The sequence below is a fragment of the Pseudomonas saudiphocaensis genome, from assembly GCF_000756775.1.
In the GTDB taxonomy this organism is placed as follows: Bacteria; Pseudomonadota; Gammaproteobacteria; order Pseudomonadales; family Pseudomonadaceae; genus Stutzerimonas; species Stutzerimonas saudiphocaensis.
Window position 1 is genome coordinate 1,006,767 of record NZ_CCSF01000001.1, and the last position, 15,478, is coordinate 1,022,244.

The following is a 15,478-nucleotide window of genomic DNA, read 5'->3' on the forward strand; positions in this document are numbered from 1 at the left end:
TATTTCTTGCGCTGCCAATCAGGCCTTGCGCAGCCAGTAGCGATAAACCTCCCCTTCCGTCTCTTCATGCAGCAGCGCATGACCTGCAAGCCGGGCGAAGCTATGGAAGTCCCGCTGTGAGCCCGGATCGGTTGCCGTTACCTTCAATACCTGCCCACTGCCCAGCCCATTGAGTGCCAGCTTGGCCTTGAGCAAGGGCATGGGGCAGGCAAGCCCACTAGCATCCAGTTCGGCGTCATAAGCAATGGCGCACGCAGCCTGTTCAGTCATTGATCATCTCCTCGAAAGGGCTGCAGAATACCGAGCCTTAAGCAGCTCTGGCCAGCCACCCGAGCTCAAGGCTACAGTAGCAATCCCCCGACTCAGTGAGCCCCACCCTGATGAAATTGCTGCGCCCCACCCTGCTGTCACTCGCCGTCCTGATCGGGCAGCCGGCAATGGCTAACGACCTGCCTTCCCTGGGTGATTCCAGCTCCGGAATCGTCTCCCCGGAGCAGGAGTATCAGCTAGGGCGCGCCTGGCTGAGCCTGTTGCGTGGCCAGGTTCCGCAGCTGTCCGACCCCTTGCTAAAGGATTATCTGGAGCGCAGCGTTTACCGCCTGGCCGAAACCAGCCAACTACAGGATCGCCGCCTGGAGTTTGTACTGCTTCGCAGCCCTCAGCTAAACGCATTTGCCGCGCCTGGAGGAATTATCGGGGTCAATGGCGGGCTGTTTATTCATGCGCAGACCGAGGCCGAATACGCTTCGGTGATGGCTCACGAACTGGCACACCTTTCCCAGCGTCACTTCGCACGCGGGCTGGAAGCACAGAAGCGTATGCAGCTGCCGGTGATGGCCGCCATGCTGGCTGGCGTGGTAGCTGCCGCTGCCGGTGCTGGCGATGCGGGTATTGCAGCTATCGTATCGACCCAGGCTGCTGCGATTCAGGCGCAACGACGCTTCTCCCGGCAGAACGAACAGGAAGCTGATCGCATCGGCATCCTGAATCTTCAGCGGGCCGGCTATGATCCGCGTGCGATGCCGGACATGTTCGGCCGCTTGATGCGCCAGTATCGATACGACCAGAAACCACCCGAGTTTCTGCTGACCCACCCGGTCAGCGAATCCCGCATCGCCGACACCCGCAACCGCGCCGAGCAATACCCTCCGGGCGGCGTGCAGGACAGTCTGCGTTATCAGCTGATGCGCGCGCGGGTCAACTTGCAGTTTGAAAGCACGCCCGGCCTCAGTGCCAAGCGTTTCCGGGCCATGCTCAGTGAAGACGAAAGCCTTGATTCAGCTCGGTACGGCCTGGCATTGGCGCAGATCAGGAGTGCCCAGCTGCAGGAGGCGGCAAGCACGCTACAGCCGCTGCTGCAAAAGGCACCCGATGAAGTGGCCTACAACCTGGCCCAGGTCGAACTCGATATCACTGCAAACCGCATGGGCGAAGCGGACAGGCGCATCAAGCAGCTACTCGCCCTTTATCCCGGCAGCTACCCGGTAAGGCAGGCAAGCATCGATCTACTGGTCAAGCAGGGCCGTCTGCAGGAGGCTGAAAGCGAGCTGGACAAGCTGGTCGAAGCGCGCCCCAGAGACCCTGACGTCTGGTACCAGGTATCGGAGGTGCGCGGTCTGACCGGCAACATCCTCGGCCTGCATCAAGCCCGCGCAGAGTTCTTCGCGCTGGTCGGCGATTACACTCAGGCCATTGAGCAGCTGGACTTCGCCAAGCGGCGAGCCAGCAACTTCCAGATGTCCGCTCGAATCGACGCACGCCAGCAGCAGCTGGCTGAGGAGAAGCGCATGATCGAGGACATGCTGCGCTGAGTATCAGCGCAGCATGCATCTCGCCATCCAGCACGGTATCAGGCGTTGCCAGCCTGCCTGATACGCGCCGCCTTGGTGAAGTCCAGCATGCGCTTGAGCGGCTTGACCGCTCGCGGAATCAGCGCCGGATCAACCAGTATTTCATTGCTGCCCGTGCGGAGGCTCTGCAAGGTCCGCTCAAGGGTGTTCATGGCCATCCACGGGCAATGCGCACAACTGCGGCAGGTTGCGCCGCTGCCGGCCGTAGGCGCCTCGATAAAGGTCTTCTCCGGGCATAGCTGCTGCATCTTGTAGAAGATGCCTCGGTCGGTGGCGACGATGAATGTCGAGTTAGGCAGCTCTTGCGCCGCCTTGATCAGCTGACTGGTGGAGCCGACCACGTCAGCCAATCCAATCACCGCTTCCGGCGACTCTGGATGCACCAGTACAGCTGCATCTGGATATAGCGCCTTCATATCTTGAAGCTGCTTCGACTTGAACTCTTCATGAACGATACAGGCACCGTCCCAGAGCAGCATGTCTACACCTGTTTCGCGCTGCACATAGCTACCGAGGTGCTTGTCCGGCGCCCAGATGATCGTCTCGCCGTTATCCATCAGGCTCTCGACAATCTCCAGTGCACAGCTGGAAGTGACTACCCAGTCTGCGCGCGCCTTCACCGCAGCCGAGGTATTGGCGTAGACCACCACCGTGCGCTCTGGATGCTGGTCGCAGAAAGCTGAAAACTCCTCGACCGGGCACCCGAGATCCAGCGAACAGGTCGCCTCAAGGGTTGGCATCAATATGCGTTTTTCGGGGTTGAGGATCTTGGCGGTTTCACCCATGAATCTAACTCCGGCAACCACTACGGTCTGCGCCGGGTGTTCATTGCCAAAGCGCGCCATTTCAAGCGAATCGGCGACACAGCCTCCGGTTTGCTCGGCCAACGCCTGAATAACCGGATCGGTGTAGTAATGCGCGACGAGAACCGCATCCTGCCGTTTCAGCTCGGCAGCGATCTCGCTACACAGTTGCGCTTCCTGTTCAGGCGTCAGTGGCACAGTCTGCCTGGCAGCCAGATGGGCCTGCACAAGAATGCGTTCGGGGATGTGCGTCATGTTCACAGGTCCTGCAAGCACGTTATGGCATGAAGCGCCGAGTATAACCCGGCCAAGGGAGCCGCTCTGGGAAGAGCATGCGAGCAAGCGCCACGCGGCATACTTTGGCCGGCTAAAGGGGCAGGAATACTAGCCGAAGCATCGACAAAAGGGAAAGCGAGGCCGATGCCAGAGCGGTTTGACCGGCACTTTGCGTTAGCAAGCGATGCTCGGCGCTGCCCACGTGAAAATCCAGGAAATTAAAAAAGCCGGATACCTCTCGGTATCCGGCTTCTAATCTCACAAGGAGAATATGGTGGGTCGTGTGGGACTCGAACCTACGACCAATTGGTTAAAAGCCAACTGCTCTACCAACTGAGCTAACGACCCGATGCGGAGCGCATGATACTGATTTGATTGATTAAATCAAAGTTTTTTTTGAAAAAAGTTTCAGTGATATCGAGTCGGGTCTTCAATACCCGCCGCCTCGAAGCCAGCCGCACGCAAACGGCAGCTGTCGCACTTGCCACAGGCGCGGCCCAAGTCATCGGCCTGATAGCATGACACCGTCATCGCATAATCAACACCCAGGCGAATGCCCTCCTGAATGATCTGAGCCTTGCTGAGATCCTGCAATGGCGCACGGATTCTAAAGCCCTGCCCCTGGACACCCGCCTTGGTGGCGAGATTGGCCAGCCGCTCGAATGCCTCTACAAATTCGGGGCGACAATCGGGATAACCCGAGTAATCGACCGCATTAACGCCAATGAAAATATCACGCGCACCCAGCACTTCAGCCCACCCCAACGCCAGGGAAAGGAACAGCGTATTGCGCGCCGGCACATAGGTGACGGGGATGCCTTCAACCTGCTCCTCCGGAACATCCATGCTGCTGTCAGTGAGCGCCGAGCCACCAATACCGTTGAGGTTCATGCCGATCACCTTGTGTTCGACCACACCCAGCTGCTTGGCAACTCTCTCAGCAGCATGCAGCTCTGCACGATGCCGCTGACCATAGTCGAAACTCATGCTGTAGCAGGCATAACCCTGGGCTTTGGCCATGGCGACGACGGTCGCGGAATCCAGCCCGCCCGAGAGCAGAATTACAGCTTTCTTTTCAGTCATTGCAAATACCTTGGCTGTAAGCGATGAATACCGGAGCGATCAGTGCCCTGGGGCATCGTCCCAAAGAATCTTGTGCAGCTGAAGCTGCATGCGTACCGGAAGATTGTCACTGATAATCCATTCAGCCAGTGCGCGCGCATCAACCTGCCCATAGCTGGGCGAGAACAACACTTCGCCGGCACGTTCGTGCAGGCGATACTCGATCAGTTTGGAAGCCGCCCAGTCATAGTCTTCCCGTGAGCAGATGACAAACTTCACCTGATCATTGGAAGTCAGCCAGTTGATGTTCTCGTAGAGATTGCGCCCCACTTCAGCTGAGCCCGGCGTTTTCAGATCGACAACCCGACTCACTCGCTCATCGACAGCGGAAATATCCAGCGCCCCGCTCGTCTCAAGCGATACTTCATAACCGGCATCACACAACTGTTGCAGCAACGGCAAACAGCCCGGCTGAGCAAGAGGCTCACCGCCTGTGACGCAGATGTAACGGGGATTGAAGGATGCAACGCGCTCCAGAATTGCCTGAAGCGACATGATTTCGCCGCCGCTGAATGCATAAGCGGAATCGCAATATTGACAGCGCAGGGGACAGCCGGTCAGGCGAACGAACACTGTGGGCAGGCCACTTGTGCGCGCTTCCCCCTGCAACGAGTAAAAAATCTCGGTTATTCGCAGGGTATTTTGCATATCAGCCACGGGCGTAACGGCTAAACAGGCCGTCCGCCTCCGTTGCGGGTAAAGGGGCAGCGATTCTAACGAAAAAACCCGCCGTTGGGCGGGTTTGTCAGTCATGCCGCTGATTAACGATTCAATTGACGCTGCGCCAACTGCGCAGCTGAGCTGTTGGGGTAGTCAGCAACAACCTGGCGGAATATCCCCTGGGCCTTGTCCCGGTTACCTAACCGCAACTCGACATCAGCCAGCTTGTATAGCGAATCCGGCACCTTGCTGTGTTGCGGGTAGGCCTGACTGACCTTGGCAAAGGCTTGACCGGCAGCCTGAAGATCACCATTGGCAAGGTTCACTTCACCCAACCAATATTGAGCATTGCCGGCGTAGACGCTCTCAGGATACCTACGCAGAAACGCGGCAAAGGCCTGAGCGGCCTTATCAAAATCCTTGGCCTTGATCAGGTCGAAGGCTGCATCGTAGTACAACTTTTCTTTTTCAGGATCGGCACTCGCACCGCCCTGCGTCGACGCACCCGCAGGGGTCTGCACTGCTCCGCCAGCATCGGTTACGCCAGCGGCTGAAGAATTCTGACCGACCGCCCCACCAGCCGCACCTTGCGACAAGCGACGATCCAGATCCTGGTAACGCTCCAACCCCTCCTGTTGCAGGCGCTGGATATCATTCTGTTGCATCTCGAGCATGCCGCGCAGCTGCGCTATTTCTTCCTGCATCTGCTGCAGTTGAATAAAGAGCATGCCCTGCGCCGAAGACGGAGCAGCCGCTCCGCCTCCGGCATAGGCACCGCCTGTATCTGCGCCGGCAGAATAGCCCGACCCGGGTGCAGCATTACCGCTGCGCGAGTCATATTCCACAATCGGAACCTGAGCCGCCGCAGTAAGCGGCAGCCCAAGCGCGAACAGCATCAGAGCATAACGGTGCTTAAGCATGGCTTATTACTTGCGCAGCTCTACACGGCGGTTTTGAGCCCAGGACTGCTCGTCGTTACCCATGGCAACTGGACGCTCTTCGCCATAGGAAACCAGCTCCAGCTGAGCCGGGGAAACGCCCTGCAGAACCAGGTAGCGCTGAACGGCCTTGGAACGACGCTCGCCCAGAGCCATGTTGTACTCACGGGTACCACGCTCGTCAGTGTGGCCTTCCAGCACAACACGGTTGCCGGCGGACTGCAGATCCTTGGCATGAACGTCCAGTGCGCGCATGGCTTCAGGCTTCAGGTCGGAGCTGTCGTACTCGAAGTAGAAGGTGGTGATGGCGCGCAGAGCGGCTTCTTCGCTCATGCTGCCGTCAACAGCACCGCTATCAGCACCGTAACCAGCGTTCGGATCGATGGCGGTGGAACCTTCACCGGAGTCATCGCCGCCCTTAGAGGAACAACCAACAGCAACAGCCATGGCCAGTGCCAGAGCAGCAAACTTACCGAATTTCAGCATTTCCATGTGTAACAACCCCAGTGTGTTTAATGGTTAGTTTAAAGCGTTGATACCGCATCAGTTCAGGTAAGGGGACCACGATGGCTCACGGACTTCGCCTTGAGCAGTAGGAAGCGGGAGCCTAACTCGACCATTAATTGATACGAGCATCAAGACTCCCCGGCCCTGCTGGCGGGTCGCGTAGATTAGCATAGTGCCATTAGGCGCAACAGTGGGCGACTCATCTAAACTTGTATCAGAGAGTAGCCGCAAATTGCCACGCTGCAGGTCCTGTGCTGCCACCTTGAAATTGGTATAGCCCTCCTGGCGATGAATCATGACCAGAGTCTTTTCATCTGCTGACAGTTTGGGGTTGGCGTTGTAGTTACCTACAAACGTAACTCGCTCGGCATTATTGCTACCCAAGCGCTGTTTGTAGATCTGCGGCTTACCCGCCCGGTCAGAGGTGAAATAGATGGTTTGGCCATCTGCCCCCCAGAAAGGCTCGGTGTCGATCGCATAGTGATTGGTCAGCCGCTGCAACTGACGCGAATTCAGATCCATCACATAGACTTCCGGGTTGCCATCCTTGGACAGCACAAACGCCAGGCGGTTGCCGTCAGGAGAAAACGCCGGCGCGCCATTAAGCCCCTCGAAATTGGTGACCTGCTCGCGCCGACCCGTATCGATGTGCTGGATGAAGATACGCGGGCGTTTCTGTTCAAACGAAACATAAGCAATGCGACGGCTATCGGGCGAGTAACGCGGCGACAGAATCGGTTCGCGCGACTGCAACAAGGTTACAGCACGCGCGCCGTCGTAATCTGAGCGCTGCAGCGTATAGCGAGTGTTGTTGGCACCCATGCGCTCAGCGGTCACGTAGAGCAGGCGTGTGGAGAACGCACCCTTGATGCCGGTAAGCTTTTCGAACGACTGGTCAGCGACGTAGTGAGCCATGTCCCGCAACTGATCAGGCGTGCCGCCGACGCTACCGGTCATGACCTGCTGCTCGGTAGTCACGTTGAATACTGCAAACTGCACCTGCAGCCGGCCGCCGGAAGGCTGGATATCGCCAACCACGAGATACTGTGCTCCGAGCGCCTTCCAGTCGCGGAAAATGACTTCGCTGGCCTTGGTCGGCATGCTGATCATGTTCTGCTTGGGAATAGGCTGGAATATCCCGGAATTGCGCATGTCGTTACCGATGATCTCGGCCATGTCTTCCGGCAGCACGCTGCCGCCCTGCCAGCCGAACGGAACGACCGCAATCGGAATTGCACGATCGCTCCCGCTGGTGACAACGATGTTTTTCTCCTGCGCGACGGCACTTCCCAGCACCAGCGACAGAAGGACGATAAAACCTCGAAGGTAGTTGATCACAACGCAAGGTCCTCAGGCGTAAAGGTCATCGTGAACGAGCGGTACGGCTGGAATTCCTGAGCGGAAAGCCCCTGCATCTCGGTCAGCCGACCAATATTCTTGACCGCGGCAACCGCGGAGTTGTCAAACGGAGCATCGCCGCTCGACCGTGAAACGTTTACTGCGGTGATGGTGCCGTCTGGCAGCATGTTCACGCGCAGCGTTACCGACATGTTGTTGCGCGCCGAAGGCGGACGAGTCCAGCCCTGCGCTGCTCGCATGCGAATAAGATCGTCGAAGTCACCTGCAACCTGGCTGCCTTGCGTATCGGCCATAGCCTGCTGGCGCTGAGTGTCCTCGGCAAGCAGCTCGGCAAGGGCTTGCGCCTTCTTGTCTTCAGCCGCTTTGCGTGCAGCCTCCGCGGCCGCTTTCTTCTTCGCCTCTTCCGCCGCTTTTTTCTTTGCGGCCTCGGCAGCAGCTTTTTTCTTGGCTTCTTCCGCAGCTTTCTTCTTGGCGTCCTCAGCCGCCTTCTTCTTAGCGGCTTCCTCGGCAGCCTTTTTCTTCGCCGCCTCGTCCGCCGCCTTCTTCCTGGCAACTTCTGCCTGCTTCTGCTGCTCGGCCGCTTTGCGTGCCTCCTCGGCCTTCTTCGCGTCAGCCGCCTTTTTTGCCGCTGCCGCCTTTTCTGCTTCGGCCTTTCGAGCGTCCTCGGTCTTCTTTTGTTCCGCAGCCGCTGCGGCCTGCTTCTGCTGCTCGATCCTGCGCTGTTCCAGCTGCTCGGCCTCGTACTGCTTGGCGGCTGTTTTTTCCGCCTCGCCGGCAAGTTTCTGGTTGGTCTGCGTGGTGGCCTGGCTCTGTGACTTCAGCTGATACAGAGTCGCCTGGACAATAGGCTTGGACGGCGGCAACTCGGGCGTCATGGCGAAGCTGACGAAAAGCATGCCGAAAATGATGACATGCAGGCCCACAGCCAGAACGGTGGGCCAGAAGTAACTCTGAGAGGGAGAACGCTCGGCCTGCCGCATCAAGGTGCCTCGGTGATCAGGCCGACGTTGCCCACACCGGCCTGTTGCAGGCCGCCCATGGCGTTCATGACCGAGCCGTAGTCGACCGCCTTGTCACCACGAACGAACACCTGGACCTGTTTTCCCTGGCTGCGGTTCTGACTCATGATCGCCGTGACCGCACGGGTCATCTCGTCGAGAGTCAGCGCCTGGTCCTGGACCGTCTCGGTATCAACCTCGTTGCCCATGTTCCAGTAATAGGTCTTGTCGGCTTTGATCGAGATGGTCAAAACCTGGGCATCGTTATCCTGCGGCAGCACTTCGCTGCTGACCTGAGGCAGATCAACCTTGACGCCCTGGTTGAGCATGGGCGCGGTCACCATGAAGATCACCAGCAGCACCAGCATCACATCGATGTAGGGCACCACGTTCATCTCGGCGACCGGCTTGCGTCTGTTGCGAATTCTGGCCATGGCCTGTGGCCTCAATCTTCGGTGGTGTGAACTTTACGGTGGAGAATCGCCTGGAACTCGTCGGCGAAGGTGTAATACCGAGCGATGAGCATTTCGCCGCGTGCGGAGAAGCGGTTGTAGGCGATAACAGCCGGGATCGCCGCGAACAGGCCGATGGCCGTAGCGATCAGCGCTTCAGCGATACCCGGAGCAACGGTGGCCAATGTCGCCTGCTGCACCTGAGCCAGTCCACGGAACGAGTTCATGATGCCCCAGACAGTGCCAAACAGACCGATATAGGGGCTGGTGGAACCGACCGTAGCCAGGAACGGCAGGCTCTGCTCGAGTTTCTCCTCTTCCCGTGAGATGGCTACGCGCATGGCCCGGTTGACTGCATCCATCACGGCATCGGGATCAACGCCCGGCTGCTGGCGCAGGCGGGAAAACTCCTTGAAACCTGCACGAAAGATTTGCTCAACGCCGGAATCCGGGTCCGGGTTGCTACCCGCCTGGCGGTATAACTTGGACAGATCGATGCCAGACCAGAAACGTTCTTCGAAGGTATCCAGTGCACGCTTGGCAGCGCGCAACATGTTGCCGCGCTGGAAGATGATGATCCAGGACATCACCGAAGCCGCCACCAGGATCAGCATGACCAGCTGAACCACAAAGCTGGCGTTGCTGATCAGGCTCCACATGGACATATGATCGACGTTGGGTTCCACGCTTACTCTCCTGCAGGGGGTAGACCCGACCCGGCGAAGGCTGAACGCAGCGCTTCGGGAATGGGGCGGGGTTTCAAACTCTCGGCGCGTACACAGGCCACCAGAAACTGCCCCTCGCAGAGCAGCAGATCATCTTTGGCACGCCTCACCTGCTGCCTGAAACGCAGGCTGGCGCGTTTTATTTCAGTCACCTCGGCGGTTACCAGCAACTCATCGTCCAACCGCGCTGGTGCGTGATAACGCGCTTCGCTGGAATGGACGACGAACAGCAGGTCTTCACCGGCCAGCTGCGACTGGGCAAAACCCAGGCTGCGCAACCGTTCGGTACGGGCCCGCTCCATGAATTTGAGGTAGTTGACGTAATAAACGATGCCGCCTGCATCGGTGTCTTCGTAATAGACACGACAACGATGGGTAAACGGCTGAACAGGTGATTCCGCGCGCATACTAGTGCCAGACACAGCAAATTCCAATTGGCTCAAACAAGAATATTTTCATCACATTGTGTCGCCATCGAAGAGGTCACCTACTGGCGAATCGTCCATGCGTTTAGGCAGGTTCAGGCCGAAGTGCAGATAAGCATGGCGAGTGACCACACGGCCGCGCGGCGTGCGCATGATGTAGCCCTGCTGGATCAGATAGGGCTCCAGAACATCCTCGATGGTGTGGCGCTCTTCACTGATGGCCGCGGCCAGGCTATCAATGCCAACCGGACCGCCGTCGAATTTTTCGATCAGGGTCAGCAACAGTCGTCGATCCTGGTGATCCAGCCCGCGCTCGTCGACGTCGAGCATGTTCAATGCAAGATCGGCGATGGCCCGGGTGATCTCGCCATTGCCCCGCACCTCGGCAAAGTCTCGCACCCGGCGCAGCAGCCGGTTGGCAATACGCGGCGTACCCCGAGCACGGCGAGCGATTTCGAAGGCGCCTTCGGCTTCGATCGGCAAACCGAGGATGCCGGCCGAGCGGGTGACGATGGTCGCCAGATCCGCGGTTGAGTAAAACTCAAGCCGCTGCACGATACCGAAGCGATCACGCAGCGGATTGGTCAGCATGCCTGCCCGGGTGGTCGCCCCGACCAGGGTAAAAGGTGGCAGGTCGAGTTTGATTGAGCGCGCCGCCGGGCCTTCACCGATCATGATATCCAGCTGGAAATCTTCCATCGCCGGATACAGCACTTCCTCAACGATGGGCGACAGTCGATGTATCTCATCGACAAAGAGCACATCACCCTCTTCCAGGTTGGTCAGCAACGCGGCGAGGTCACCAGGCCGCTCCAGCACCGGGCCGGACGTGCTTTTGATCGAAACGCCCATTTCCTGGGCCAGGATATTGGCCAGGGTGGTTTTGCCCAGACCGGGAGGCCCGAAAATCAGGGTGTGATCAAGAGCTTCATTTCGCTTGCGCGCAGCGCGGATAAAGAGATCCATCTGCTCGCGGACCGCCGGCTGGCCGATGTACTCGGCCAGGCTTAGCGGGCGAATGGCGCGGTCGATTTGCTCATCACGGTCACGACCGGTGGCGGTAATCAGACGATCGGCTTCGATCATGGGCTTACACCATTCCCTTGAGGGCACGGCGGATCAGATCTTCACTGCTCAAATCGTCTTCCTGTACTGCTGATACGGCACGGCTGGCCTCTTGCGGCTTGAAGCCAAGGGAAATCAGCGCACTCACCGCATCATTCTCGGCGCTTGAGACTGCCATATTGGCGCGAGGTTCAACCACCAGAGGCGCAATGGATGGCATGGTTTCCCAGGCCTTGAAACGCCCCTTCAATTCCACCAACAAACGCTCAGCGGTTTTTTTGCCCACACCTGGAATCTTCACCAGCACCGAGGTGTCCTGCGCCTGAACGCAACGCACCAGCTCGTCCACCTCCAGCCCGGACATCAGTGCCAACGCCAGCTTCGGCCCAACACCATTGAGACGAATCAGCTCACGAAACAGCTCGCGATCTCGTTTGTCGGCAAAGCCATACAACAGCTGGGCGTCCTCGCGCACTACCAGATGGGTGTGCAGCGTCACCGGCTCACCCAGTGCGGGAAGCCGGTAAAGGGTGGTCATCGGCACCTCGACTTCATAGCCAACGCCATTCACATCCAGAATCAGATGCGGAGGCTGTTTCTCCGCCAGGGTGCCGCGCAAACGTCCAATCACGTTATTTCATCCTCTCTGGGCTGAGTGATCGACTCAGCCAGCCTGAACTTCCTGACAACTCGCTTCGCTAAATTCGGATTACAGACGCAGTCGCCCCGCCCTGCGCTTGGCGCCAGCCAGACCGTGGGGAATCAAGCTCTGACGATGATGGGCATGACACAGGGCTATCGCCAACGCATCGGACGCATCGATTTGCGGTTTCTTCACCAGCTTCAACAGATGCATCACCATCATCTGCACCTGCTGCTTGTCGGCGCCCCCAGTGCCGGCGATGGCCTGCTTGACCTGTGTGGCGGTGTACTCGGCGATCTCCAACCCTTGCTCGACAGCGGCCACAATGGCTGCGCCACGCGCCTGGCCGAGCTTTAGCGCCGAGTCGGCATTGCGCGCCATAAATACCTGCTCGATGCCCATGGTTACCGGACCGTGAAGGCGAATCACCTCGCTGACACCGGCAAACACCGCACGCAACCGATCAGGCAACTCACCACTTCCGGTACGAATGCAGCCGGAAGCCACATACTCGCAGCTACGACCCGTATCGCGCACCACACCATAACCCGTGATTCTGGAACCGGGGTCTATACCGAGGATGAGTGTCATGCGCCTGCCGTACTGTCTATTTATCCAGCGACAAGTATAGGGAGGTCACCAAACGGCGGCTAGCCACAATTCCGCGCCTGTCACAGGACCGCTCCGCCCGCTTGAGGCTTGGCCGACCGCGCCCAGTAATACAGAGCGAAAAAAGCCGGAAGCATTTCGGATGCTTCCGGCTTCGGTTTGCAGCGAAGCGTCAGTCCAGCTGCTCCAATATCTCGTCAGAGATTTCCGCGTTGTGATAGACGTTCTGTACGTCATCCAAATCTTCCAACGCATCGATCAGGCGCAATACCTTTTGGGCAGTCTCGACATCGGTGAGCGGAGCGGCGATAGACGGAATCATGGCAATTTCCGCCTCCTCACCCTTGAAGCCTGCAGCGCTCAGCGCTTCGTTGACCGCATGAAAATCGGTAAAGCTGGTAGACACCAGCGCCGAGCCATCGTCGCCCATTTCCACATCGTCGGCACCCGCCTCCAATGCGGCCTCCATCAGTGCATCCTCATCCACACCGGCAGCAAAGCTGATCTGCCCCTTGCGATCGAACATGTAGGCGACCGAACCGTCGGTACCCAGATTGCCGCCATGCTTATTGAACGCATGACGCACTTCTGCGGCGGTGCGGTTGCGGTTGTCGGTCATGGCCTCGACGATGATGGCCACGCCGCTGGGCGCGTAGCCTTCGTAAGTCAACTCGACGACGTTGTCGGCATCGTTGGTGCCGGCGCCGCGAGCGATGGCGCGATCGATCACATCGCGCGACATGTTCGCGGTCAGCGCCTTGTCCACGGCCAGACGCAGACGCGGGTTGTCCGCCGGGATTGGGCCGCTCTTGGCGGCGACGGTCAGCTCACGAATGATCTTGGTGAAAATCTTGCCACGCTTGGCGTCCTGGCGCCCCTTGCGGTGCTTGATGTTGGCCCATTTGGAATGACCAGCCATAACTGTCTCCCTCTTTGATCAACTTTCTTCTTGCAGGCCATTGAAAAACTATCTGCGTTGGCAATACGTCGTTAAAAACAGCCTCAGAATGCTCATTTAGACCACTAAACTCCGCTTCTTCGGCTGTTTTTGCCTCGTCTTGCCTGCCTCGCCTACGTTTTCAACAGCCTGCTAGCTGTAACGCAAAAGCCCAGGTTTCCCTGGGCTCCGGCTTCGCCGTTATTCGGCTTTCGGCTGCTCACGCAGGCGAATGTGCAACTCGCGCAGTGCCTTGCTATCCACCGCACCCGGTGCCTGGGTCATGACGTCCGCTGCACTCTGGGTTTTCGGGAAGGCGATGACCTCGCGAATCGATTGCGCGCCGGTCATCAGCATCACCAGACGATCCAGGCCGAAGGCCAGGCCACCGTGCGGCGGCGCACCGTACTTGAGCGCATCGAGCAGGAAGCCGAACTTCTCGTCCTGCTCCGCCTCGTCGATGCCGAGGATACGGAACACTGTCTGCTGCATCTCCTTGCGGTGAATACGGATGGAACCGCCACCGAGCTCGGTCCCGTTGAGGACCATGTCATAGGCACGCGACAGCGCCGCACCCGGATTGGCTTCCAGCTCTTCAGGCGTGCACTTGGGCGCGGTGAAGGGATGGTGCAACGCCGACAGCGAACCGTCGTCATTTTCTTCGAACATCGGGAAATCTACGACCCACATCGGCGCCCACTCGCAGGTCAGCAGATTGAGGTCGTGGCCCAGCTTGATGCGCAGCGCACCCAGGGCTTCGGAGACGACCTTGGCCTTGTCCGCACCGAAGAAGACGATATCGCCATCGACCGCACCGACGCGATCCAGAATGGCGTTGAGATTGGCTTCGGGGATGTTCTTGACGATCGGAGACTGCAGGCCCTCCACGCCCTTGGCGCGTTCGTTGACCTTGATATAAGCCAGCCCCTTGGCGCCGTAGATACCGACGAACTTGGTGTAGTCGTCGATCTGCTTGCGCGGCATGCTCGCCCCGCCCGGAACACGCAACGCGGCAACCCGACACTTGGGATCATTGGCCGGGCCCGCGAAGACCTTGAATTCCACTTCCTTGAGCTGGTCTTCGACGTCGACCAGCTCCAGCGGGATGCGCAGGTCGGGCTTGTCCGAACCATAACGGCGCATGGCCTCTTCGAACGGCATGTGCGGGAACTCGCCGAACTCGACACCCAGCACTTCCTTGAACAGCTTGCGAACCATGCCTTCGGTGATGCCGATGATGTCGGCCTCATCGAGGAAGCTGGTTTCAATGTCGATCTGGGTGAATTCCGGCTGACGGTCGGCACGCAGGTCTTCGTCACGGAAGCACTTGGCAATCTGGTAGTAGCGGTCGAAACCGGCAACCATCAGCAGCTGCTTGAACAGCTGTGGCGACTGCGGCAATGCGAAGAAGCTGCCGGGATGGGTACGACTGGGTACCAGATAGTCGCGGGCGCCTTCTGGGGTGGCACGGGTCAGGATCGGGGTTTCAACGTCGAGAAAGCCCTGCTCGTCCAGGTAGCGGCGGATGCTGGCGGTGATGCGCGAGCGCAACTTGAGCTTCTCGGCCATTTCCGGGCGGCGCAGATCAATGAAGCGATAGCGCAGGCGGGTTTCTTCACCCACGTCGCTGTATTCGTTGAGCGGGAACGGCGGTGTTTCCGCCTCGTTCAACACTTCCAGCTCGTAGCCCAGCACCTCGATGGCGCCGGAGGCCATGTTCGGGTTGCGCGCGCCCTCAGGACGCAGGCGCACCTTACCGGTGATCTTGACTACATATTCGCTGCGCACCCGGTCAGCGGCAGCGAAGGTTTCGGCACGGTCGGGATCGAACACAACCTGGGCCATGCCTTCGCGGTCACGCACGTCGAGGAAGATAACCCCGCCGTGGTCGCGGCGGCGGTGCACCCAACCGCAAAGAGTGATTTCCTGGCCGTCCAGGCTTTCGTTCAACTGGCCGCAATAGTGGCTGCGCATCATGGTGGGGTTCGCTTCTCGTATCTTGAAATTCATCGGGTCGCGCGAAGTGCGACTGGGTACAGGACACCTCACAAGCATCCTGTCAAACCGCATCAATCGTCATACGGATCAATGCGGAAAAGCGTGATCAAG

Annotated in this window: 17 protein-coding genes and 1 tRNA gene; 1 reads left to right on the forward strand and 17 read right to left on the reverse strand. The window is 58.8% G+C overall.

Annotation, left to right across the window (positions count from 1 at the left end; translation table 11 throughout):
* Window positions 1-18: 18 nt before the first annotated feature.
* Window positions 19-270 carry a sulfurtransferase TusA family protein gene (locus tag BN1079_RS04780; protein ID WP_037022721.1) on the reverse strand — a complete coding sequence of 84 codons (252 nt, stop codon included), beginning with the start codon at window positions 268-270 and terminating at the stop codon, window positions 19-21.
* A 110-nt stretch (window positions 271-380) separates the two neighbouring features.
* Between BN1079_RS04780 and BN1079_RS04785 the strand changes: the two genes are divergently transcribed.
* A complete protein-coding gene (locus BN1079_RS04785) occupies window positions 381-1,811 on the forward strand; it encodes a M48 family metalloprotease (protein ID WP_037022723.1) in 1,431 nt (476 codons plus the stop codon).
* Window positions 1,812-1,849: 38 nt separating this feature from the next.
* Here BN1079_RS04785 and nadA read toward each other — a convergent pair whose 3' ends face one another.
* The 16 genes from nadA to aspS all read right to left on the reverse strand — a co-directional run bounded on the left by nadA (window position 1,850) and on the right by aspS (window position 15,346).
* Window positions 1,850-2,908 (reverse strand): quinolinate synthase NadA, encoded by a 1,059-nt coding sequence (nadA, locus tag BN1079_RS04790; protein WP_037022725.1) that lies wholly within the window; start codon window positions 2,906-2,908, stop codon window positions 1,850-1,852.
* 293 nt (window positions 2,909-3,201) lie between these two features.
* Window positions 3,202-3,277 (reverse strand) — tRNA-Lys (locus BN1079_RS04795).
* 60 nt (window positions 3,278-3,337) lie between these two features.
* Window positions 3,338-4,012: a 7-cyano-7-deazaguanine synthase QueC gene (gene queC, locus BN1079_RS04800; RefSeq protein WP_037022728.1), complete on the reverse strand. Its 675-nt coding sequence runs from the start codon at window positions 4,010-4,012 to the stop codon at window positions 3,338-3,340.
* A 39-nt stretch (window positions 4,013-4,051) separates the two neighbouring features.
* Window positions 4,052-4,699 (reverse strand): 7-carboxy-7-deazaguanine synthase QueE, encoded by a 648-nt coding sequence (gene queE, locus BN1079_RS04805; protein WP_037026622.1) that lies wholly within the window; start codon window positions 4,697-4,699, stop codon window positions 4,052-4,054.
* A gap of 113 nt (window positions 4,700-4,812) precedes the next feature.
* Entirely contained in the window at window positions 4,813-5,631 is an 819-nt protein-coding gene (gene ybgF, locus BN1079_RS04810) for a tol-pal system protein YbgF (RefSeq protein ID WP_037022729.1), read from the reverse strand.
* A gap of 6 nt (window positions 5,632-5,637) precedes the next feature.
* The gene (gene pal, locus BN1079_RS04815; RefSeq protein WP_037022731.1) at window positions 5,638-6,141 is read right to left on the reverse strand and encodes a peptidoglycan-associated lipoprotein Pal; all 504 of its coding nucleotides are present in this window, start codon (window positions 6,139-6,141) and stop codon (window positions 5,638-5,640) included.
* Between the two features lie 51 nt (window positions 6,142-6,192).
* Complete coding sequence (gene tolB / locus BN1079_RS04820) at window positions 6,193-7,494, reverse strand: Tol-Pal system beta propeller repeat protein TolB (protein ID WP_037022732.1); 1,302 nt, start codon at window positions 7,492-7,494, stop codon at window positions 6,193-6,195.
* A complete protein-coding gene (gene tolA, locus BN1079_RS04825; RefSeq protein ID WP_037022735.1) occupies window positions 7,491-8,495 on the reverse strand; it encodes a cell envelope integrity protein TolA in 1,005 nt (334 codons plus the stop codon). The genes tolB and tolA overlap by 4 nt, the downstream gene beginning before the upstream one ends.
* Window positions 8,495-8,947 (reverse strand): protein TolR, encoded by a 453-nt coding sequence (gene tolR / locus BN1079_RS04830; RefSeq protein ID WP_037022736.1) that lies wholly within the window; start codon window positions 8,945-8,947, stop codon window positions 8,495-8,497. Before tolR ends, tolA begins: the two co-directional genes overlap by 1 nt.
* 11 nt (window positions 8,948-8,958) lie before the next feature.
* The gene (gene tolQ, locus BN1079_RS04835) at window positions 8,959-9,651 is read right to left on the reverse strand and encodes a protein TolQ (RefSeq protein WP_037022737.1); all 693 of its coding nucleotides are present in this window, start codon (window positions 9,649-9,651) and stop codon (window positions 8,959-8,961) included.
* A gap of 2 nt (window positions 9,652-9,653) precedes the next feature.
* Window positions 9,654-10,097 carry a tol-pal system-associated acyl-CoA thioesterase gene (gene ybgC / locus BN1079_RS04840; RefSeq protein WP_037022738.1) on the reverse strand — a complete coding sequence of 148 codons (444 nt, stop codon included), beginning with the start codon at window positions 10,095-10,097 and terminating at the stop codon, window positions 9,654-9,656.
* 51 nt (window positions 10,098-10,148) lie between these two features.
* Window positions 10,149-11,201, reverse strand: a complete 1,053-nt coding sequence (ruvB, locus tag BN1079_RS04845) for a Holliday junction branch migration DNA helicase RuvB (protein ID WP_037022740.1) — start codon at window positions 11,199-11,201, stop codon at window positions 10,149-10,151.
* A gap of 4 nt (window positions 11,202-11,205) precedes the next feature.
* Entirely contained in the window at window positions 11,206-11,811 is a 606-nt protein-coding gene (gene ruvA / locus BN1079_RS04850) for a Holliday junction branch migration protein RuvA (protein WP_037022742.1), read from the reverse strand.
* A 78-nt stretch (window positions 11,812-11,889) separates the two neighbouring features.
* Entirely contained in the window at window positions 11,890-12,414 is a 525-nt protein-coding gene (ruvC, locus tag BN1079_RS04855) for a crossover junction endodeoxyribonuclease RuvC (RefSeq protein ID WP_037022744.1), read from the reverse strand.
* 190 nt (window positions 12,415-12,604) lie between these two features.
* Entirely contained in the window at window positions 12,605-13,351 is a 747-nt protein-coding gene (locus BN1079_RS04860; protein WP_037022745.1) for a YebC/PmpR family DNA-binding transcriptional regulator, read from the reverse strand.
* 219 nt (window positions 13,352-13,570) lie between these two features.
* Window positions 13,571-15,346 carry an aspartate--tRNA ligase gene (gene aspS, locus BN1079_RS04865; protein WP_037022746.1) on the reverse strand — a complete coding sequence of 592 codons (1,776 nt, stop codon included), beginning with the start codon at window positions 15,344-15,346 and terminating at the stop codon, window positions 13,571-13,573.
* Window positions 15,347-15,478 lie beyond the last annotated feature (132 nt).

Coding starts and splice junctions, on each gene's coding strand:
- BN1079_RS04780 (WP_037022721.1), bottom strand. CDS start 270: ATGACTGAACAGGCTGCGTGCGCCATTGCTTATGACGCCGAACTGGAT.
- pal (WP_037022731.1), bottom strand. CDS start 6,141: ATGGAAATGCTGAAATTCGGTAAGTTTGCTGCTCTGGCACTGGCCATG.
- tolR (WP_037022736.1), bottom strand. CDS start 8,947: ATGGCCAGAATTCGCAACAGACGCAAGCCGGTCGCCGAGATGAACGTG.
- queC (WP_037022728.1), bottom strand. CDS start 4,012: ATGACTGAAAAGAAAGCTGTAATTCTGCTCTCGGGCGGGCTGGATTCC.
- aspS (WP_037022746.1), bottom strand. CDS start 15,346: ATGATGCGCAGCCACTATTGCGGCCAGTTGAACGAAAGCCTGGACGGC.
- nadA (WP_037022725.1), bottom strand. CDS start 2,908: ATGACGCACATCCCCGAACGCATTCTTGTGCAGGCCCATCTGGCTGCC.
- BN1079_RS04785 (WP_037022723.1), top strand. CDS start 381: ATGAAATTGCTGCGCCCCACCCTGCTGTCACTCGCCGTCCTGATCGGG.
- ruvC (WP_037022744.1), bottom strand. CDS start 12,414: ATGACACTCATCCTCGGTATAGACCCCGGTTCCAGAATCACGGGTTAT.
- ybgC (WP_037022738.1), bottom strand. CDS start 10,097: ATGCGCGCGGAATCACCTGTTCAGCCGTTTACCCATCGTTGTCGTGTC.
- ybgF (WP_037022729.1), bottom strand. CDS start 5,631: ATGCTTAAGCACCGTTATGCTCTGATGCTGTTCGCGCTTGGGCTGCCG.
- ruvB (WP_037022740.1), bottom strand. CDS start 11,201: ATGATCGAAGCCGATCGTCTGATTACCGCCACCGGTCGTGACCGTGAT.
- tolA (WP_037022735.1), bottom strand. CDS start 8,495: ATGCGGCAGGCCGAGCGTTCTCCCTCTCAGAGTTACTTCTGGCCCACC.
- queE (WP_037026622.1), bottom strand. CDS start 4,699: ATGCAAAATACCCTGCGAATAACCGAGATTTTTTACTCGTTGCAGGGG.
- BN1079_RS04860 (WP_037022745.1), bottom strand. CDS start 13,351: ATGGCTGGTCATTCCAAATGGGCCAACATCAAGCACCGCAAGGGGCGC.